This window comes from Enterobacter cloacae complex sp. (genome assembly GCF_900322725.1).
Lineage (GTDB): Bacteria > Pseudomonadota > Gammaproteobacteria > Enterobacterales > Enterobacteriaceae > Enterobacter > Enterobacter quasihormaechei.
This window is the reverse complement of record NZ_LT991957.1, coordinates 3,347,793-3,367,767: the sequence shown is the minus strand read 5'-3', so window position 1 is coordinate 3,367,767 and position 19,975 is coordinate 3,347,793. Positions and strand designations below refer to the sequence as shown.

General features: G+C 61.0%; 16 protein-coding genes and 1 pseudogene. 7 read left to right on the top strand and 10 right to left on the bottom strand.

The features are described from left to right. Positions 1–93 precede the first annotated feature (93 nt). From fepD to fepC, 3 genes are read left to right on the top strand one after another with little or no spacing between them, the layout of a single operon-like run. Positions 94–1,098, top strand: a complete 1,005-nt coding sequence (fepD, locus tag DBR02_RS16575) for a Fe(3+)-siderophore ABC transporter permease (RefSeq protein ID WP_107534888.1) — start codon at positions 94–96, stop codon at positions 1,096–1,098. Next, positions 1,098–2,087 (top strand): iron-enterobactin ABC transporter permease, encoded by a 990-nt coding sequence (fepG, locus tag DBR02_RS16570; protein ID WP_107535659.1) that lies wholly within the window; start codon positions 1,098–1,100, stop codon positions 2,085–2,087. The genes fepD and fepG overlap by 1 nt, the downstream gene beginning before the upstream one ends. Beyond that, positions 2,084–2,878 carry an iron-enterobactin ABC transporter ATP-binding protein gene (gene fepC, locus DBR02_RS16565; protein WP_059357479.1) on the top strand — a complete coding sequence of 265 codons (795 nt, stop codon included), beginning with the start codon at positions 2,084–2,086 and terminating at the stop codon, positions 2,876–2,878. The genes fepG and fepC overlap by 4 nt, the downstream gene beginning before the upstream one ends. Positions 2,879–2,949: 71 nt before the next feature. On the opposite strand, the gene entF is transcribed toward fepC, so the two are convergent. From entF to fes, 3 genes are read right to left on the bottom strand one after another with little or no spacing between them, the layout of a single operon-like run. After that, positions 2,950–6,807 (bottom strand): enterobactin non-ribosomal peptide synthetase EntF, encoded by a 3,858-nt coding sequence (gene entF, locus DBR02_RS16560; RefSeq protein ID WP_107534887.1) that lies wholly within the window; start codon positions 6,805–6,807, stop codon positions 2,950–2,952. After that, positions 6,804–7,016: an MbtH family protein gene (locus tag DBR02_RS16555; RefSeq protein ID WP_107534886.1), complete on the bottom strand. Its 213-nt coding sequence runs from the start codon at positions 7,014–7,016 to the stop codon at positions 6,804–6,806. Before DBR02_RS16555 ends, entF begins: the two co-directional genes overlap by 4 nt. Positions 7,017–7,026: 10 nt before the next feature. Continuing rightward, positions 7,027–8,226, bottom strand: a complete 1,200-nt coding sequence (gene fes, locus DBR02_RS16550; protein ID WP_107534885.1) for an enterochelin esterase — start codon at positions 8,224–8,226, stop codon at positions 7,027–7,029. A gap of 145 nt (positions 8,227–8,371) precedes the next feature. On the opposite strand from fes, the gene DBR02_RS16545 reads away from it, so the two are divergent. Together DBR02_RS16545 and entD are read left to right on the top strand one after the other, a co-directional pair. Beyond that, on the top strand, positions 8,372–10,612 hold the full coding sequence (locus DBR02_RS16545) for a TonB-dependent siderophore receptor (RefSeq protein WP_107534884.1): 2,241 nt from the start codon (positions 8,372–8,374) through the stop codon (positions 10,610–10,612). Positions 10,613–10,674: 62 nt separating this feature from the next. Next, entirely contained in the window at positions 10,675–11,367 is a 693-nt protein-coding gene (gene entD / locus DBR02_RS16540) for an enterobactin synthase subunit EntD (protein WP_107534883.1), read from the top strand. Here the strand turns inward: entD and DBR02_RS16535 are convergent. The 7 genes and pseudogenes from DBR02_RS16535 to betT form a co-directional block, all read right to left on the bottom strand. After that, on the bottom strand, positions 11,303–12,142 hold the full coding sequence (locus DBR02_RS16535; RefSeq protein ID WP_107534882.1) for a metal ABC transporter permease: 840 nt from the start codon (positions 12,140–12,142) through the stop codon (positions 11,303–11,305). The two genes, entD and DBR02_RS16535, sit on opposite strands and share 65 nt — an antisense overlap. After that, positions 12,139–12,987, bottom strand: a complete 849-nt coding sequence (gene sitC, locus DBR02_RS16530) for an iron/manganese ABC transporter permease subunit SitC (protein ID WP_107534881.1) — start codon at positions 12,985–12,987, stop codon at positions 12,139–12,141. Before sitC ends, DBR02_RS16535 begins: the two co-directional genes overlap by 4 nt. Further along, the gene (gene sitB, locus DBR02_RS16525) at positions 12,984–13,790 is read right to left on the bottom strand and encodes an iron/manganese ABC transporter ATP-binding protein SitB (protein ID WP_107534880.1); all 807 of its coding nucleotides are present in this window, start codon (positions 13,788–13,790) and stop codon (positions 12,984–12,986) included. The genes sitC and sitB overlap by 4 nt, the downstream gene beginning before the upstream one ends. A 2-nt stretch (positions 13,791–13,792) precedes the next feature. Beyond that, positions 13,793–14,704 carry a metal ABC transporter substrate-binding protein gene (locus tag DBR02_RS16520; protein ID WP_063866021.1) on the bottom strand — a complete coding sequence of 304 codons (912 nt, stop codon included), beginning with the start codon at positions 14,702–14,704 and terminating at the stop codon, positions 13,793–13,795. 211 nt (positions 14,705–14,915) lie between these two features. Next, positions 14,916–15,200, bottom strand: a complete 285-nt coding sequence (gene nadS / locus DBR02_RS16515; RefSeq protein ID WP_107534879.1) for a NadS family protein — start codon at positions 15,198–15,200, stop codon at positions 14,916–14,918. Positions 15,201–15,202: 2 nt separating this feature from the next. Beyond that, positions 15,203–15,589 carry a type II toxin-antitoxin system RelE/ParE family toxin gene (locus DBR02_RS16510; protein WP_107535658.1) on the bottom strand — a complete coding sequence of 129 codons (387 nt, stop codon included), beginning with the start codon at positions 15,587–15,589 and terminating at the stop codon, positions 15,203–15,205. A 138-nt stretch (positions 15,590–15,727) separates the two neighbouring features. Then, positions 15,728–17,760, bottom strand: a pseudogene (gene betT, locus DBR02_RS16505) (choline BCCT transporter BetT). Between the two features lie 128 nt (positions 17,761–17,888). Here betT and betI point away from each other — a divergent pair. Together betI and betB are read left to right on the top strand one after the other, a co-directional pair. Beyond that, positions 17,889–18,476, top strand: coding sequence for a transcriptional regulator BetI (gene betI, locus DBR02_RS16495; protein WP_023334836.1), 588 nt, complete (start codon positions 17,889–17,891; stop codon positions 18,474–18,476). A 13-nt stretch (positions 18,477–18,489) separates the two neighbouring features. Next, on the top strand, positions 18,490–19,962 hold the full coding sequence (gene betB / locus DBR02_RS16490; protein WP_107534878.1) for a betaine-aldehyde dehydrogenase: 1,473 nt from the start codon (positions 18,490–18,492) through the stop codon (positions 19,960–19,962). The last annotated feature ends 13 nt before the right edge of the window (positions 19,963–19,975 follow it).

Genomic DNA, 19,975 nt, shown 5'->3' with positions numbered 1-19,975 from the left:
CTATTTCTACCAATTCCATGGGCGCACATGCTAACATAGCCAAATAAGATAGATAACGATAATCACTATCATTATCAAATCATGGATGTTGCTATGTCGTTTTCCTCTTCTGCGGTGCGCGCCATTGCCGTGCCCGTATTATTGCTACTGCTAATCCTTGCGATTGCACTCAGCCTGCTGGTCGGCGCTAAACCGCTGCCCGCGTCCGTTATTGTCGATGCGCTCTCCGGAACCTGTCAGAGCGCCGACTGCACCATCGTGCTCGACGCTCGCCTGCCCCGTACCCTTGCCGGACTGCTGGCCGGCGGCGCGCTCGGCCTTGCGGGTGCCCTGATGCAAACCCTTACCCGTAACCCGCTGGCGGACCCCGGTATTCTCGGCGTGAACTCAGGCGCAAGCTTTGCCATCGTGCTCGGCGCAGCGCTGTTCGGGTTAACGTCGCCCTCTGAACAGCTGGTGATGGCTTTCTGCGGCGCGCTGGCGGCCTCGCTGGTGGTGGCGTTTACCGGCAGTCAGGGCGGCGGCCAGCTCAGCCCGGTACGCTTAACCCTGGCAGGCGTGGCGCTCGCCGCAGTGCTGGAAGGTCTGTCCAGCGGTATCGCCCTGCTCAACCCGGACGTGTATGACCAGCTGCGCTTCTGGCAGGCCGGTTCGCTGGATATCCGGACCCTTGAAACCTTAAACGTGGTGGCGATCCCGGTCATTATCGCCGCCGTCGTGGCGCTGTGTTTAAGCCGGTCGCTGAACAGCCTGAGCCTCGGCAGCGACACCGCGACCGCCCTCGGCAACCGCGTGGCGCGCACGCAGCTGACGGGCCTGCTCGCTATCACCGTGCTGAGCGGTAGCGCAACCGCCGTGGTCGGTCCGATCGCCTTTATCGGCCTGATGATGCCGCACATGGCGCGCTGGCTGGTGGGCTCGGACCACCGCTGGTCGCTGCCGGTCACGCTGCTGGCGACCCCTGCCCTGCTACTGTTTGCCGACGTGCTGGGCCGCCTGCTGGTGCCCGGCGAGCTGCGCGTCTCGGTGGTGAGCGCGTTTATCGGCGCGCCGGTGCTGATCTTCCTGGTACGTCGCAGATGCGGGGGTGGCGCATGATGGCTCCGTCCCGCCGTTTACTCACCAGCGTCTTCCTGCTGGCTATCGCCATTACTCTGCTGGCGGTCTGGAGCCTGCAAAGCGGTGCCGTAGCGCTTGATTTCGCGCAGGTCTTTCACGCCCTTACCGGCAGCGCGCCGCGTAACATCACCATGGTGGTCACCGAATGGCGACTGCCGCGCGTGGCGATGGCGATTCTGGTAGGCGCGGCGCTTGGCGTCAGCGGCGCGATTTTCCAGTCGCTGATGCGTAACCCCCTCGGCAGCCCGGACGTGATGGGCCTGAATACCGGCGCGTGGAGCGGCGTGCTGGTGGCGATGGTGCTGTTCGGGCAGCATCTGACGGCCATTACCTTTACGGCGATGGCGGGCGGCATTCTGACCTCGCTGTTTATCTGGGCCCTGGCCTGGCGCAACGGCATTGACACCTTCCGGCTGATCATTATCGGGATCGGCATCCGCGCGATGCTGATGGCGTTTAACACCTGGCTTTTGTTGCAGGCGTCTCTGGAAACCGCGCTCTCCGCCGGGCTGTGGTATGCCGGTTCACTTAACGGCCTGACGTGGGGCAAAACCTGGCCCGCCGCACCGCTGATTTTACTGATGTTTATCGGCGCCCTGCTGCTGGTACGCCGGATGCGCCTGCTGGAGATGGGCGACGACAGCGCCTGCGCGCTGGGCGTGAGCGTTGAGCGTTCGCGCCTGATGCTGATGCTGGTGGCGGTATTGCTGACCGCAGCGTCCACCGCGATTGCCGGGCCGATCTCGTTTATTGCCCTTGTCGCGCCGCATATCGCGCGGCGTCTTAGCGGCACCGCACGCTGGGGCTTGACCCAGGCTGCCCTGTGCGGTGCGATGCTGCTGCTGGCCGCCGATCTCTGCGCCCAGCGGCTGTTTATGCCTTATCAACTTCCGGTGGGCGTGGTGACCGTCAGCCTCGGCGGGATTTACCTCATCGTCTTGCTCGTTCAGGAGTCACGCAAGAAATGACAGATTCAACAACCCGCTTGCGCGGCGAAAACTTGACCCTCGGCTATGGCAAAAAAATCATTGCCCGTGATTTAACCGTCGCCATTCCGGACGGCCACTTCACCGCGATTATCGGTCCGAACGGCTGCGGCAAATCGACCCTGCTGCGCACCCTGAGCCGCCTGATGTCGCCGACAGAGGGCAGCGTATTCCTCGACGGAGAGCAGATCCAGCGCTTCGCCAGCAAAGAGGTGGCCAGGCGCATCGGGCTGCTGGCGCAAAACGCCACCACGCCGGGAGATATCACGGTGCAGGAGCTGGTCTCGCGCGGGCGCTACCCGCACCAGCCGCTGTTTACCCGCTGGCGCAAAGAGGACGACGAGGCCGTGAAGCGCGCGATGCAGGCAACGGGCATCACCGATCTGGCTCAGCAAAGCGTGGATACCCTCTCCGGCGGACAGCGACAGCGGGCGTGGATCGCGATGGTGCTGGCGCAGGAAACCGCCATTATGCTGCTGGACGAGCCGACGACCTGGCTGGACATCAGCCATCAGATTGACCTGCTGGAGCTGCTGAGCGAGCTGAACCGCACGCAGGGGTATACCCTGGCGGCGGTGCTGCATGATTTAAATCAGGCCTGCCGCTACGCGACGCATCTGATTGCGCTGCGCGACGGCGAGATTGTGGCGCAGGGCGCGCCAAAGGAGATTGTGACGCCAGAGCTGATCGCGCGGATCTACGGCATGCGCTGCATGATTATTGACGATCCGGTGGCGGGTACACCGCTGGTGGTGCCGTTAGGTCGGCGGTAATTGCCGGACCCGGCCTACAGTCAGCTCCCGTAGGCCGGGTAAGGCGTAGCCGCCACCCGGCGCTGTTGACGTTACTCCAATATTTCCTTCAACACCGGTCCTATCTTCTCGAACGCCTGCGGTGAAATGATATCCACGTGGGCGCAGTCCTGGCTGTAGACCTCCAGCTCGCCCACCCACGGCGCCCAGGCCGTATGCGGATCCATCGTTCGCGTACGTTCGGCAACAAACAGCGTCGCTTTACCGTCGAACCGTGAGCTGTGCGCGGTGGTGAGCAGCCGCACCGCGTCCGCGTAGTTGCCTTCAATGGTGTTAAACAATTCGCTGGAGCCCTGCCCCTGCTGGGCGGCGATAAACGCCTGACGCTCGCGCTCGATCTCCGCCAGCACTTCCGGGTCTAGACCGTTGGCCTCTTTCTCCGCCCAGTTCTGGGTTTCCGGCGGCCAGGTATCCAGCAGACCAAGGAACGCCACCGCTTCGCCCTGCTCGCGCAGACGCGCCGCAATGCCCTGCGCCAGCGTGCCGCCAAGCGAATAGCCGAACAGATAATACGGTCCCTGCGGCTGCTGCTTACGCAGCGTTTTCAGGTGATGTTCGATCACGCCATCGAGATCCGCGCACTGCTGCATCGGGCCGTTTGGCCGCGGCGACTGAATGCCGACGATGGACCAGCGCGGGCTGAGGTAACGCGCCAGGACGCTGAACTGCCAGGCAAAGCCGGACGCCGGATGGAAGCAGAACAGCGTCGGGCCGTTGCTTTCACGCAGCGGCAGCAAGGTTTCATACCCCAGACGCTGCGCCTGTTCGTCGCTCAGTTGCGAGTCCAGCAGCGCGCTGAGCTTGCCGACCGTCGAGGCGACCATAATCTGCCCCGGCATGACCTTGCGGCTGAACGCACGGCCAAGCTGAGCCGCGAGGCGCATCGCCAGCAGCGAGTGGCCGCCAAGGGCAAAGAAGTCGGCGTCGATATCGTTCACTTCGCAGCCCAGCAGCGCGGAAAACGCCTGCGCCACGGCGGCTTCGGTTTGCGTCTCGGGTGCGCGACCGGAGGTTTTGCTGGTCAGCTCCGGCAGCGGCAGCGCCTTGCGATCCAGCTTGCCGTTGGCGCTCAGCGGCAGCGCGCTGATTTGCAGCAGCACCACCGGCACCATATGCGGCGGCAGCTGTGCCCTGAGCGAGTCCAGCAGCGCGTCGCGATCCAGCGGCAAACCGGATTCGGACACCACATACCCCACCAGCTGGCGGGCATCGCCGCCCGTTGCCGCTGCCTGGTTGAACACGCACGCATGCGCCACGGCCTGGGCCACGTCAGGCAATGACAGCATCGCCCGGTCGATTTCGCCCAGCTCAATGCGCTGACCGCGGATTTTCAGCTGGTCATCGCTGCGGCCCAGATATTCCACCGCCCCGTTGTCCAGCCAGCGGGCGACGTCTCCGGTGCGATACATCCGCTCGCCTGGGGCAAACGGATCGGCAATAAAGCGGCTGGCGGTGAGGTCGGGGCGTCCCAGATACCCCTGAGCCAGCTGAATGCCGGTGAGATACAGATCGCCCGACACGCCGAACGGCACCGGGCGCATCATCGCATCCAGAATGCGCAGCCCCGTATTCCACACCGGGAAGCCAATCGGTACGCTGTTGCCTTCCACCGCCGCCAGCTCCGGGCCGTACGCCGGATACCAGCTCACGTCCACCGCCGCTTCGGTTGGGCCGTAGAGGTTGTGCAGCGGTACATGAGTGAGCTGCTCCCACTCGCGGCACAGCGCCGTTGGCAGCGCCTCGCCGCTACAGAACACCTGCTTCAGCGTCCTGCAACAGTCGACGTTTTCCGGCGTCAGCGAGGCGACAAATGCCGCCAGCATCGACGGCACGAAGTGGGTGGTGGTTACGCCATATTCTGCGAAGAAGCTCTGCATCGCCTGCGGATCGCGGTGTGCGTCCGGTTCGGCCATCACCAGCTTAGCCCCGGCGATAAACGGCCACCAGAACTCCCACACCGACACGTCAAAGCTGCACGGCGTTTTCTGCGCCACGACGTCATCCGCCGCCAGTGGATAATGATCCTGCATCCACTTCAGGCGGTTAACGATGGCGGTATGCCCCACCATCACCCCTTTCGGGCGTCCCGTTGAACCTGAGGTAAAGATGATGTACGCGGTCTGCTCCGGCTTCGCCAGCCGCAGAGGTTCAGCGTCCGTGGTCGGCAATAGCATGTTGTAACTAAGCGAAGGTATCGGCAGATCGTTAAAGCGCGGAAGCTGCGCGTCGGTGGTAATGAGAAGCGACGGTTTCGCGTCCTCCAGCATCATCCGCAGACGATCGTCCGGGTAGCCGGTATCCAGCGGCAGCCACGCGGCTCCTGCTTCAACAATGCCGTGCAGCGCCAGGGTCAGGAACACCGAACGCGGAAGCGCCACCGCCACGCTGTCGCCGGGCTTCACGCCGCGCGCGCGCAGCAGGGTTGCCAGCGCGACCACCTGCTCGCGCATCTGGCGGTAGTTCAGCTCAATATGGGCATCCGCCAGCGCGGGGGCGTCCGGCGTTTTGTTTGCCTGCTCCGCCACCAGATCCGCCAGCGTGGTGGAAGGCAGCGCCAGGCCGGTATCGTTGATGCGCGCCAGCCGGGCGTATTCCTGCTCGGATACGGTTTCCACGTCGCCACAGCGCAGGTCCGGGTTCGCGGCAAACTGCGTCAGCATCGCGTTCAGGCGCGAAACGTGGCGCCTCAGCGTCGCGTCGTCGTAACGCTGCCTGTTGGCGAGGATCTCAATGCTTAATCCGCCCTGCTCGTCCGGGAACAGCGCCAGCTCCAGATCGTTCACCGGGCCGGTCGCCAGCGTGTGGGTGATGGCCTCCACGCCGTCGATATCCAGCTGATAATCGAACACCTTCACGTTCAGCACCGGCCCAAACAAGGGTTCGTCCCCTGCGGCCCGCCCGCTGTCGCGCACGATCTGCTCGGCGTCGTAGCGCTGATGGCGGCGCATTTTTTTCAGCTGGTTCGCCAGGCGCAGCGCCAGCTCCGGCAGGCTCTCAAGCGGATTAATATTCACCGCCAGCGGCAGGACGTTAAGCACCGGGCCGGTTGCGGTCAGCGCGGCGGACCCCATGCGGCGCATAAAGATAAACCCGGCGGCGTAGTCCAGCCGTCCGGTGAGGCGGCCGAGCCACAGCGCCGCCAGCGCAAGCGCCAGATCGGTGCGCTGTGCCTGCCCGGCTGCCTGCGCCAGCTGGCTAAAGGCGCGAGCGTCCATGGCAATTTTCAGGCGCAGGATGTCGGTAGTGGCGGCGCGTCCCGGCAGCGGCGCGGAGGAGAGCGAGACCGGAGGAGGAAGCTGTTTGCGCTGCCCGGCCCAGAAAGCACCGTCGCGCTGCCATGCCTCGCTGTCGCGATAGCGCTGATACTCGTCAACAACCTCGGCGAACGGGGTAAACGGTGAGGCTGGGGTGGGTTCCCCTTTCTTCCATGCAGCGTAAATTGCGGCGATCTGGCGGGTAATCGCCGGGAAACTGAAGCCATCCACCACCAGGTGGTGATAGCGCTGATACCAGTACCAGCGGTTGTCTCCGACCTGAATCAGCTGATGGAAAGCGAGCGGCTGACCGCTGTCCACGCGCAGATCCTGACTGAGATCGGCCTCCATCAGCGCCACGGCAGCGTCGTGAGAATCAACGCGAACGATGGACGGCTCCGGCAGGATCAGGGTCTCATCGACCCACTGCCAGACCTCGCCGTTATCTTCAGCGAAACGCGTGCGCAGGGTATCGGCCTGCATCATGCCTTCAGCTATGGCTTTTGCCAGCAATGGCGCGTCGATATTGCCTTTCAGCTCGGTGTAGTGCGCCACGCTCCAGGCGTTTGGCAGCGAGGAAAGCTGCTCTGCCATCCAGATACCCGGCTGGGCGGCGACGAGAGGAAGACGGTTCATGCGCACTCCCCCGCAAAACAGGACGGCTCAAGCGTCTGCCAGCGTTGCGCCAGCCACTGCTGGCACGCCTCCTGAGAGTGCGGTTCGCAGACCACGCGCCAGCCCGCGGGCAACTCGCACTGCTGCGGCCACAGGCTGTACTGCCCCTGGTCATTTTGCAAAATGGCGAACTGTCCCTGCGGATTATCGAAAGGATTGCTGAATTCCATACAGACTCCGTTATTGAATGAGCGGCTGCCAGAGGGTCATCAGCCCCTGCGTCAGCCCACCGCGCCAGCAAAGCGCATCGTGTCCGCCGTCAACCTGACGCCAGAATACCGGTTGCTGTGCGTGTAGTTCGGCGTAAATCGCCTGGTTTGCGCGCAAGATAAGCGGCTCATTGCGCCCGGCCTCAAGGACGATGCGCAGCCCGCGAGCGGTTTTTTCACCCGCTTTAAGTTGTTCGATGAGCAGCCCGTCCTGCTGTGCACCGCGGTGCGGCCACCAGTAAGATCCGGACTGGCTGAGGATGCAGCCAAACCGCTGCGGCCAGTTAAGGCCGGCATAGAGCGAAGAGAGCCCGCCGAAGCTCTGGCCCGCCACCACGGTGCGATCGGCGCGATCGCTGAAGGGCGCAATGCTTTTCACCTGCGGGAGAAGCTCTTCCTGCACCGCCAGCCAGAAATCAGGGTTGCAGGGCAGCTCGCGGCTGCGGTGCGCGGTGTCTATCACGTCGATCAGCACGTAAACCGCTGGCGGCAGTTTGCCTTCACGGGTGAGCGACGCCAGCGCGGGCCAGACGGGCATGCTTTCGGCCCAGAACTGCCCGTCGAGGAAGACCGCCAGCGGGCGACCGGGGTTATCATCGCCGGTGGTAAAAATCCACACGCGGCGACGGTTCTTCAGGCGCGCGCTGTCCCACGTAATGCAAACGGGCTTTTTATAAGGCGTATCGGGATGGTTCCAGCCTGGCTGAACGGGGGCCGCAGGCATTTCCAGCGCCGAGACGGCGTGCCCGCGCCCGCCGCGCCAGCTCTGCACATTCAGCGGGTCAGAAATTGCGTGCGGCAGCAGTTTTCGCCAGCCTTCGCGCAGCGCCATGCGGTCCGGCTGATCGCCTTCAAACACTGCATCGGCAAAATCGTTTTCGTTATCGGAGGGGATAAAACAGTAGCTGCCGCGCCATTCGGGGCTGAACTCCCCCTGCCAGTGCCAGACGTCGGTATCCGGGATACGTTCAAGCGATTGCGGGCGAGCATTCTGATGGTGGTCGGTCACGCCGGTAACGTAGAGCCAGACGCGCTTGACCGTTGAGCTCTGCTGGGTTCCTGCCGGGTCCCGCCACCAGAATGTGACGCGATAGTTTTCCTCATGACGTTCCCATTCCGGCCCGTTTTTCGACTGCCACCACGCCTCACTTCCGGTTGTTAACGCCGTCACCCTTATAACCCCATGTTTAACAATATTTTTTGTTTCAGAGCAAATTTTATTGATAATATTATTGATAACTATTTGCATTTGCAATAGCGTATTGCCCGCGCTGTGGGAAGCGCGTTCATAAATAACCATAAAAGCGGGACGTACAATGAATAAGAAGATTCACTCTCTGGCCTTGCTGGTCAATTTAGGGATTTATGGCGTCGCGCTGCCCGCCATGGCAGACGACAACGCCGCCTCCGCGCAGCACGAAGACACCATGGTGATCACCGCCGCCGAGCAGAATTTGCAGGCGCCTGGCGTGTCGACCATCACCGCCGATGAGATCCGCAAAAACCCGCCCGCGCGGGACGTGGCGGAAATCATCCGCACCATGCCGGGCGTTAACCTGACCGGGAACTCCACCAGCGGCCAGCGCGGGAACAACCGTCAGATCGACATTCGCGGCATGGGCCCGGAAAACACCCTGATCCTGATCGACGGCAAGCCCGTCACCAGCCGCAACTCCATCCGCCTGGGCTGGCGCGGCGAGCGTGATACCCGCGGCGATACCGGCTGGGTGCCGCCGGAGATGATCGAGCGTATCGAAGTGATTCGCGGTCCGGCCGCCGCGCGCTACGGTAACGGCGCGGCGGGCGGCGTGGTGAACATCATCACCAAAAAATTCGACGACCAGTGGCACGGCTCCTGGAACACCTACCTGAACGCGCCAGAACATAAAGACGAAGGTTCTACCAAGCGCACCAACTTCAGCCTGAGCGGCCCGCTGGGCGGCGACTTCAGCTTCCGCATGTTCGGTAATCTGGACAAAACCCAGGCCGACGCGTGGGACATTAACCAGGGTCATCAGTCTGACCGCACGGGCGCTTACGCCAACACCCTGCCCGCGGGCCGCGAGGGTGTAGAGAACAAAGACATCAATGGCGTGGTGCGCTGGGACTTCGCGCCGATGCAGTCGCTGGAGTTTGAAGCGGGCTACAGCCGCCAGAACAACCTGTATGCGGGTGACACGCAGAACACCAACAACGACAACGCGCTGGTGAAGAAAAACTACGGTAAAGAGACGAACCGTATTTATCGCCAGAACTTCGCCGTGACCTGGAACGGCGGCTGGGATAACGGCATTACCACCAGCAACTGGGCGCAGTACGAACACACCCGCAACTCACGCCTGGGCGAAGGGCTGGCGGGCGGTCTGGAAGGCCTGTTCAACAGCAATAAATTCACCGATACCGATCTGGCCGACGTGATGCTGCACAGCGAAATCAACCTGCCGATTGATTTCATTGTGAACCAGAACCTGACGCTCGGCACCGAGTGGAACCAGCAACGGATGAAGGATTCAACCTCCTTCACGCAAACCCAGCAGGGTGGCACCATCCCGGGCATGAGCGAAGACCGTAGCCCGTACACGTCAGCGGAGATCTTCTCCCTGTTCGCTGAGAACAACATGGAGCTGACCGACAGCACCATGCTGACCCCTGCCCTGCGCTTCGATCACCACACCATCGTGGGCAATAACTGGAGCCCGTCCCTGAACCTGTCGCAGGGTCTGGGGGATGACTTCACCCTGAAGATGGGGATTGCGCGCGCCTACAAAGCACCAAGCCTGTACCAGACCAACCCGAACTACCTGTTGTACAGTAAAGGCCAGGGTTGCTACGCCAGTTCTGACGGCGTGGGCTGCTACATGATGGGTAACGACGATCTGAAAGCGGAAACCAGCATCAACAAAGAGATTGGCCTGGAGTGGAAACGCGACGGCTGGCTGGCTGGCGTGACCTGGTTCCGCAACGACTACCGCAACAAGATTGAAGCGGGCTACGCGCCGATTGGCCAGACCTCCACCGGTAAAGTCACCACCGATATCTACCAGTGGGAAAACGTGCCGAAGGCGGTGGTGGAAGGTCTGGAAGGCTCCCTGAACGTGCCGGTCAGCGACACCATCAACTGGACCAACAACATCACCTATATGCTGCAAAGCAAGAACAAGGAGACCGGCGATCGCCTGTCGATCATTCCGGAGTACACGCTGAACTCGACCCTGAGCTGGCAGGTGCATCAGGATGTGTCATTGCAGTCGACCTTCACCTGGTACGGCAAGCAGCAGCCGAAGAAGTACAACTACAAAGGTCAGCCGGTGACCGGGTCTGAGAAAGACGAAGTCAGCCCGTACAGCATCGTTGGCCTGAGCGCCACTTGGGACGTGACGAAAAACGTTAGCCTGACCGGCGGCGTGGACAACGTCTTCGACAAGCGCCAGTGGCGCGCGGGTAATGCCCAGACGACCGGAAATGCCACCACCGGTGCGTATATGTACGGTGCGGGTGCCTACACGTATAATGAACCGGGTCGCACCTGGTATATGAGCGTGAATACGCGTTTTTAAGGCACTGAAGTCAATCCTTCCCTCTCCCCTCCGGGGAGAGGGTCAGGGTGAGGGGAAAAACCATGCACACCACCCACAGCACATTTTCCCTCGCCGGCCTCACCCTCCACCGCATCACCTTCGCCCCCGCCACCTTCACCGACGCCGATCTCCTCTGGCTCCCCCATCACGCGCAGCTCGCTGATGCCGGACGTAAACGCAAGGCTGACCATCTGGCAGGACGCATCGCCGCCGCGCACGCCTTGCCTGACCACACCGTTCCCGCCATCGGCCCCAGCGGGGAACCGCTCTGGCCTGACGGCGTTTCCGGCAGCATCACCCACAGCGGCACCCAGGCCATGGCGGTAGTGGTTCGCGATCGACACGCGCTCATCGGCATCGACTGCGAAACCATTCTGCCCGAAAATGAAGCCAGAGATATTAAGGACGGCATTATAGATGCCCAGGAAGAGCACGTGCTTTCCCGCTCGGGTTACCCGTTCGCCCTCGCCCTGACGCTGGTTTTCAGCGCCAAAGAGAGCCTGTTCAAGGCCCTCTTTCCCCAGGCGCAGACATATATGGGTTTTGACAGCGCCCGCGTTACCCTGCTCGACGATAAGACGCTTACGCTGGCATTGACCCGTCAACTGGCAGGCTTTAACGAAGGCACCGCCTTCACCCTGCACTGGCAGCAGCACGGCGAGCAGGCGATTACCCTGCTGTCACACGTTCCTGCCGACGCGCCTTCACGCTGGTCACCACAAACGTCACGATAAACACCACCGCGAACAGCACCACGATGGTCGGCGCGGGCGCGCTGTCGAGATAAAACGAGGCATACACGCCGCTGACCGACACCAGTACTGATACCGCCACTGCCACCAGCAGCGCCATGTGAAAGCGTCGGGCGATCAGCACCGCCACCGCGCCGGGGGCAATCAGCAGCGAAATCGACAGAATGATCCCCACCGCCTTCAGCGTCGCCACGATGGTCAGCGAGACCATGCACAGTAAGCCGTAGTGCAGCCAGCGGGCGCGCAGTCCGCTCGCCTGCGCCTGCTGATAGTCAAAGCAGAACAGCAGGAAATCGCGCCACTTCAGGCCAATCACCAGCGCAATCAGCCCCGCCACGACGCCGCTTTGCAGAATGTCCATCCCGTTAATGCCCAGCATATCGCCGAACAGAATGTGGTCGAGATGCACCTCAGGCTTGACGGCGATATAGAGGATCAGCCCGGCGCCGAACATCCCGGAAAAGACAATCCCCATCACCGTATCCTGCTTGATCCGGCTGTTGTCCTTCAGGTAGCCGGTGGCGATCGCGCAGAACAGACCGGCAACGAATGCACCCACCGCCAGCGGCAGGCCCATCACCCACGCCAGCACCACGCCGGGAAACACCGCGTGGCTCATGGCATCGCCCATCAGCGCCCAGCCTTTCAGCACCAGAAAAACCGACAGCAGCGCGCAGGGTACGGCCACCAGAAGTGAAATCAGCAGCGCGTTATTCATGAACGCAAACTGGAAGGGTTCAAGGAGCAGCGCCATCATGGGTGTGCCTCATTCGCGCGACGGCGGCTGGCGAGCAGCCCGTGCTTCGGCGCAAAGACGAACGCCAGCAGGAACAGCAGCGTCTGGGCGACAACGATAATGCCGCCGGTGGCGCCGTCCAGGTAATAGCTGGCCCACGCGCCGAGGAAGCTGGTGAGGCTGCCAATGGCGACGGCAATCATCAGCAGGCGCGGGAAGCGGTCGGTGAGCAGCCACGCGGTTGCGCCGGGCGTAACCACCAGGCAAATTACCAGAAACGCGCCGACGGTTTGCAGCGCCGCCACGGTAGAGACCGCCAGCAGCGTGAAGAACAGAACCTTCAGGCGCGCCGGGCGCAGGCCGATGGCGCGGGCGTGGTTCTCATCAAAAAAGGTCACCATCAGATCTTTCCATTTGAACAGCAGGATAACCATCGACACCACGCCGATAATCGCCAGCTGGACGATATCCTCCGGGGCGATAGCCAGAATATTGCCGAGCACGATGGTCTGAATATTCACCGAGGTCGGGTTGAGCGAGACCATAAACAGCCCCAGCCCGAAAAAGGAGGAGAAGATCAGCCCGATGATGGCGTCCTCCTTCAGGCGGCTGCGCTGGTTGAGAAACAGCATGCTGCCCGCCGCCAGCCCGCCCGATAAAAACGCCCCCAGCGAGAAAGGCAGCCCGAGCATGTAAGCCCCCGCCACGCCCGGCACGATGGAGTGCGAGAGCGCATCGCCGATCAGCGACCAGCCTTTGAGCATCAGGTAGCAGGAGAGAAACGCGCACAGCCCGCCCACCATCGCCGAGACCCACATCGCGTTGAGCATGTACTCATAGCTGAAGGGTTCGAGAAGCGCGTTCATTTGGCCTCCTGCCGGTGCGTGACGAAGGGCCGCTCATCGTCGGTAATGATGCGATCTTCCGAGCCGCTGAGCAACACGTGGCGCAGCACGCCGCTGAAGGCGCGCTCAAGGTTTTCGGCGGTGAAGGTGGTTTCCGTCGGACCGCTCGCCAGCACGGTGCCTTTGACCATCACCGTGTAATCGCAAAACTCCGTGACCGAGCCTAAATTGTGGGTCGAGACCAGCATGGTTTTGCCCTCGTCGCGCAACTCGCGCAGCAGGCTGATGATTCTGGCTTCGGTTTTGACGTCCACGCCGGTAAACGGTTCGTCGAGCAGGATCACCTCGCCCTGCTGGGCAATCGCCCGCGCCAGGAAGACGCGCTTCTTTTGCCCGCCGGAGAGCTCGCCAATCTGCCGATGGCGCAGCTCGAGCATATCCACGCGCTTCAGGGCGTCGGTTACGATCTGCCGATCCTGCGCTTTAGGACGCCGCAGAAACCCCATATGCCCGTAGCGGCCCATCATCACCACGTCCTCGACCAGCACCGGAAACGACCAGTCGACCTCTTCCGACTGCGGCACGTAGGCGACCAGGTTCTGGCGCAGCGCCCGGTGAGGCGGCAGCCCATGGAGGCTGATGCTGCCGCTCGCCGCCCGCACAAAACCCATCACCGCCTTAAAGAGCGTGGACTTGCCGGAGCCGTTGACCCCCACCAGCGCGGCAATCGATCCGCCGGGCACGCTGAACGACGCATTGCGCAGCGCCGTGTGGCCGTTGCGGTAGGTCACGGTCACGTCCGTAACGACAATCCCCTTTTGCATGGTCACTCCTTCATGCCGTCGCGAATGCCCTGCACCAGCGTGCGGGTGGTCACGTTCAGCAGGTCGATATAGGTCGGCACCGGGCCGTTTTCCGCGCTCAGGGAGTCGACGTACAGCACGCCGCCGTAGTGGGCGCCGGTTTCCCGCGCCACCTGACGCGCCGGCTTATCGGAAACCGTGCTTTCGCTGAATACCGCCGGGATGCGATGTTTCTTCACCAGATCGATCACCTTGCGCACCTGCTGCGGCGTGCCCTGCCGATCGGCGTTGATCGGCCACAGGTAAAGTTCCTTCATGCCCAGATCCCGCGCCAGATAGGAGAAGGCGCCCTCGCTGGTCACCATCCAGCGCTTGTCTTCCGGGATAGCCGCCACCTGCTTGCGCAGCGGTTCGAGGGTCGCGACGATCTTCTGCTTGTAGGCGTCAGCGTTGCGCTGATACGTCTGCGCATTCGCCGGGTCGTACTTCACCAGCGCGTCGCGGATGTTATCGACGTAAATCAGCGCGTTGTCCGGCGACATCCACGCATGCGGGTTGGGCTTGCCGTCGTACGGCCCCTCGCTGATGCCCATCGGGGTGATGCCCTGGGTGACAATCACCTCCGGCACGCCGTTCAGATGCTGATAAAAACGCTGGAACCACAGCTCCAGGTTCATGCCGTTCGCCAGAATCAGCTGCGCCTTTTGCGCGCGCTTGATATCGCCCGGCGTCGGCTGGTACTCATGGATTTCAGCGCCCGGTTTGGTGATGGAGGTGACGTCTGCGGCATCCCCCGCCACGTTTTTCGCCATATCCGCGATGACGGTAAAGGTGGTGATGACCTGGAACTTTTCAGCCGCCAGCGCGCCCGTGCTGGTCGTAGCCGTGAGCAGCGCGCCGAGCAACAGACGCTTTAATCCTTGCAGTGGGTGCATCGCAGAAGTCTCCTGAGGTGGTTAAATTCAAAGCAAAATTAGCCCGTGCTATAAGGTATAGCACAGGCTATATTTAAATGAAAATGGTTATCATTAAAGTTATGTCAATGAAGAGCGTGCCTGATGGCCCTTCGCTTATCAGGCCTACGGAAAAGCAGTTTTGGAGTTTTGTAGGCCGGGTAAGCGCAGCGCCACCCGGCATAAGGGCGACTCACTGCCCGGCAAGTGCCTTATAAAATGCAGGATTCTCCCGAATCACATTAAGTATCTTCGCCGCCAGCCCGGTTGGGTTGCGGCGTTTAGACTCCCAACTTTTTATCGTATCGACGCTCGTGCCAAGCGCCTTCGCCATTTCGCTTTGCGTGATATTGAGCTGCTCTCTGATGGCGCGCACATCAGCAACTTCATAGCGGGTTACTCGGGAAGCGGCTTTTCTTCCGTTATGGATCTCAACGGCCTCTTCAAGCGAAGATTTTAATTCATTAAAAATACTCATTATCAGCCTCCACCTGCCTGATTGGGGTACATAGTACACCTCTCATTTACGGCACTGGAAGCAGTATTTTTCAGAATGGAAGTCAGCTTTTTAAGTTCTGCTTTCTCTGCCTCTGTCAGGCTGTCCTTTATGCATTTTGGATAGGCCATAATGAAATAGATCACCTCCTCCGTGGCAAGAAAGTAAATCACTCTGATCCCCCCTCTCTTTCCCTTTGAGCCTGCCGCCATCCTTATTTTACGTAAACCCCCCGTCTGCTGGATCAGGTCACCTTTATCAGGCCAGGCAATAAGTTCCTTTTGCAGATCCTTTAATTCATCATCCGTAGCAATGCTTTTAATCTGTCGGGTAAAGAGTGATGTTTCGATAAACTCTATCGCATGACTCATCCATAGTTCCTTCCCTAAACGCAGCAAAAGCCCGAATGCTTCAGCATCAGGCTCTTGCTGCATGGTTACTCTTCCTTGAGTAATGCTGCGCCAAATAACTGTATTTATATACAGCTTAAAGGTATTTTAAGAATCCATTTAAACATCCGGGAACATCACGCTATTCCCCGGCGCTTCCCTGTGCAGATGGATAAAGTTCAGGTGCCGTTCATACTGGTCCAGAATGTCCGTAATCACCTGCTCCTTGCTGTAATCCATCAAATCATTCCCCTGGCTCCCTTCCAGCAGGAACGTCTCCAGCCGGTAGTAGGTTGATTTCCCGCTGCGCGCCCGGTAGGTAAACCCAGGCACCGAGTACTGCTGCGGCCAGATCTGATAGACAAAGTTCTGCTCGTCGCCCTGTGCACCAGCAGATCCAGGTGCCCCAGGGTTTCGCCCTCCTCCGGCGGCAGGTTTTTCAGCTCCACGTACGCACCGCGCAGCTTCAGCTCCTGCGCTACCTCTTCCATCGCCGGGAAGCAGACGGTTTCCATCATCTGGCTGGTGTAGCGCGTGCCCGGGTAGTTCATCAGGCGCGACAGGCGCTTCTTCCAGCTCAGCCGGTCCTGGGCGCCCATCGGCCGCGGCGCGGTGTCGCGGCTGGCGCTTTCGCGGCGGTAGTCTTCTACCTTGAGCGATTTATACAGCCCGGCCATCACGAAGAAGATCACAAAGCTGAACGGCAGGCCCATGATCACCGTGGTGTTCTGCAACGCCGAAATGCCGTTGGTCATCAGCATGCCGAGCGTCAGCAGGCCGATGGCGACGGACCAGAAGATGCGCAGCCAGTTCGGCGCGTCGCTGTTGATGTCCTTCAGCTTCGAGGTGAAGTTCCCCAGCACCAGCGCGCCGGAATCCGCCGAGGTGACGTAAAACAGGAGGCCGGTAATGGTCGCTACCGAGGCGCTAAAGGTAAACGCCGGATACTGCGCCAGCAGGCTGTAGAAGCCGCGCTCCGGGTGCGCCATCGCTTCCTGGGCAAAGGTTGCGTTGCCGTGGATGATCTCGTGCAGCGCGCTGTTGCCGAAAATCGACAGCCACAGCAGTGTAAAGGTGAACGGGATGATCAGGGTGCCCATCACAAACTGACGAATGGTGCGCCCGCGCGAAATACGCGCCAGGAACAGGCCAACAAACGGCGACCATGCGACCCACCACGCCCAGAAGAACAGGGTCCAGTTGTTCATCCACTCCACCGGGCGGTCAAAGGCGAAGCTGTTCAGCGTCATGCCCATGAAGCGGTTCACGTAGTCCCCCACGTTCAGTACCAGAGCGTTGAGCAGGAATGACGTGTCGCCCATAAACAGCACGAACAGGATCAGGCCCAGCGCCAGCGCCACGTTTAGCTCAGAGAGCACGCGGATGCCCTTATCCACGCCGGAGGTCACCGAAATGGTGGCGATAATCACCGAGAGCGCAATCAGTGCCGCTTTCGCCGCCATTGAATCCGGGATATCAAACAGCACGCTCAGCCCATAGTTGAGCTGGACCACGCCAATGCCGAGCGTCGTCGCGATGCCGAAGATGGTGCCAATGACCGCCGCGATATCGACGCTGTGGCCAATCGGGCCGTTAATTCTTTTCCCGAAAATCGGGTACAACGCGGAGCGGATGGTGAGGGGCAAATTATAACGATAGCTAAAGTATCCGAGCGCCATTCCCATCAGGGCATACATCGACCATCCTGTCAGGCCGTAGTGGAACAGCGTCCAGACCATCGCCTGTCGCGCGGCCTCCATCGTCTGCCCCGCCCCTTCCGGCGGCTGCATATACTGCGTGACCGGTTCGGCTACCGAGAAGAACATCAGGTCGATGCCGATGCCCGCGGCAAACAGCATTGCCGCCCAGCTCAGCAGGCTGAACTCGGGCTTGGACTGCTCTGGCCCAAGCTTCACCGAGCCGAAGCGCGAGCAGGCAATGCAGACCACGAAGACGATATAGAGCGTCGCCGCCAGCAGGTAGTACCAGCCGAAGGTCTTCGACACCCAGTTCAGGGTGCGGCCAATCCACTCGGCAGAAAAATCGCTAAAGAAAATGGTCGTCAGGGAAAACAACAAAATCAGCCCGGCGGACGTATAAAAAACGACCGGGTTGATTTTGTCTTTTTCTCTGTCTTGTGAAAGGTCTGTCATCCAGTATCCCCACTATTTTTGTAACTATTGAAATCCAAAATCGCAACAATTAAGACACATTTTATATTGAACGTCCAATCAAAAACCGCTTTAATAGATTACCAACGCTGATGAATGGAGTGGCAAAAATGCCCAAAGTGGGGATGCAGCCGATCCGGCGCAGGCAGCTTATCGACGCCACGCTGGAAGCAATTAATGAAGTGGGAATGCATGACGCAACCATCGCGCAGATCGCCCGTCGGGCGGGCGTGTCCACGGGGATCATCAGCCACTATTTCAAAGATAAAAACGGCCTGCTGGAAGCGACCATGCGCGACATCACCGGCCAGTTGCGCGACGCGGTATTAAGCCGCTTACGCGCCCTGCCGAACGGCAGCGCGGAGCAGCGTTTGCAGGCGATTGTCGGCGGCAATTTTGATGAAACCCAGGTCAGCGGCGCGGCGATGAAGGCCTGGCTGGCCTTCTGGGCGAGCAGCATGCATCAGCCGATGCTCTACCGTTTGCAGCAGGTCAGCAGCCGCCGGTTGCTCTCAAACCTGGTGTACGAGTTCCGCCGCGAGCTGCCGCGTGAACAGGCTGAAGAGGCGGGCTACGGGCTCGCCGCGCTGATTGACGGGCTGTGGCTGCGCGCCGCGCTGAGCGGCAAACCGCTGGACAAAACCCTCGCGCAATCGCTCACCAGCCACTTTATCAGCCAGCATTTACCGACCGAATAACCGAGGAGGAAGCATGTCCCGAATGGCAGAACAGCAGCTTTATATAAATGGTGGTTATACATCCGCCACCAGCGGTCGCACCTTCGAGACCATCAACCCGGCCAACGGTGAAGTTCTGGCGAGCGTGCAGGCCGCCGGGCGTGAAGACGTGGACCGCGCCGTAGCGAGCGCAACGCGCGGGCAAAAAATCTGGGCGGCGATGACCGCCATGGAGCGCTCGCGCATCCTGCGCCGCGCCGTCGATATCCTGCGCGAGCGCAACGACGCGCTGGCGAAGCTGGAGACCCTCGACACCGGTAAGGCGTATTCCGAGACCTCAACCGTGGACATCGTCACCGGCGCGGACGTGCTGGAGTATTACGCGGGGCTGATCCCGTCGCTGGAAGGCAGTCAGATCCCGCTGCGCGACACCTCATTCGTCTACACGCGCCGCGAGCCGCTGGGCGTGGTGGCGGGCATCGGCGCGTGGAACTACCCGATCCAGATCGCCCTGTGGAAATCTGCCCCTGCGCTGGCGGCGGGCAACGCGATGATCTTCAAGCCGAGCGAAGTGACCCCGCTCACCGCCCTGAAACTGGCGGAAATCTACACCGAGGCGGGCCTGCCGGACGGCGTGTTTAACGTCCTGCCGGGCGTGGGCGCGGAAACCGGCCAGTACCTGACCGAGCATCCGGGCATTGCCAAAGTCTCCTTCACCGGCGGCGTCGCCAGCGGCAAAAAGGTGATGGCTAACTCCGCGGCCTCGTCCCTTAAAGAGGTGACGATGGAGCTGGGCGGCAAATCTCCGCTGATAGTGTTTGACGATGCGGATCTGGATCTCGCCGCAGACATCGCCATGATGGCCAACTTCTTCAGTTCCGGACAGGTGTGCACCAACGGCACCCGCGTGTTCGTGCCTGCAAAATATAAGGCCGCGTTTGAGCAGAAAATCGTCGAGCGCGTGGGCCGCATCCGCGCGGGCGATCTGTTCGATGAAAGCACCAACTTTGGCCCGATGGTCAGCTTCCCGCACCGCGACAGCGTGATGCGCTACATCGCCAAAGGTAAAGAAGAAGGCGCGCGCGTGCTGTGCGGCGGCGACGTGCTGAAGGGCGACGGGTTTGATAACGGCGCGTGGGTAGCCCCGACCGTGTTCACCGACTGCACCGACGAGATGACCATCGTGCGCGAAGAGATCTTCGGCCCGGTGATGTCCATCCTCACCTATGAAAGCGATGAAGAAGCCATTCGCCGCGCCAACGACACCGACTACGGTCTGGCGGCGGGCATCGTCACTGCCGATCTGAACCGTGCGCACGGCGCGATTCATCAGCTTGAAGCGGGCATCTGCTGGATCAACACCTGGGGTGAATCCGCCGCGGAGATGCCAGTTGGCGGCTACAAGCACTCCGGCATTGGCCGTGAGAATGGCGTGATGACGCTTCAGAGCTACACCCAGGTGAAGTCCATCCAGGTTGAGATGGGTAAATTCCAGTCCATATTTTAACCGGGAGGTTTAT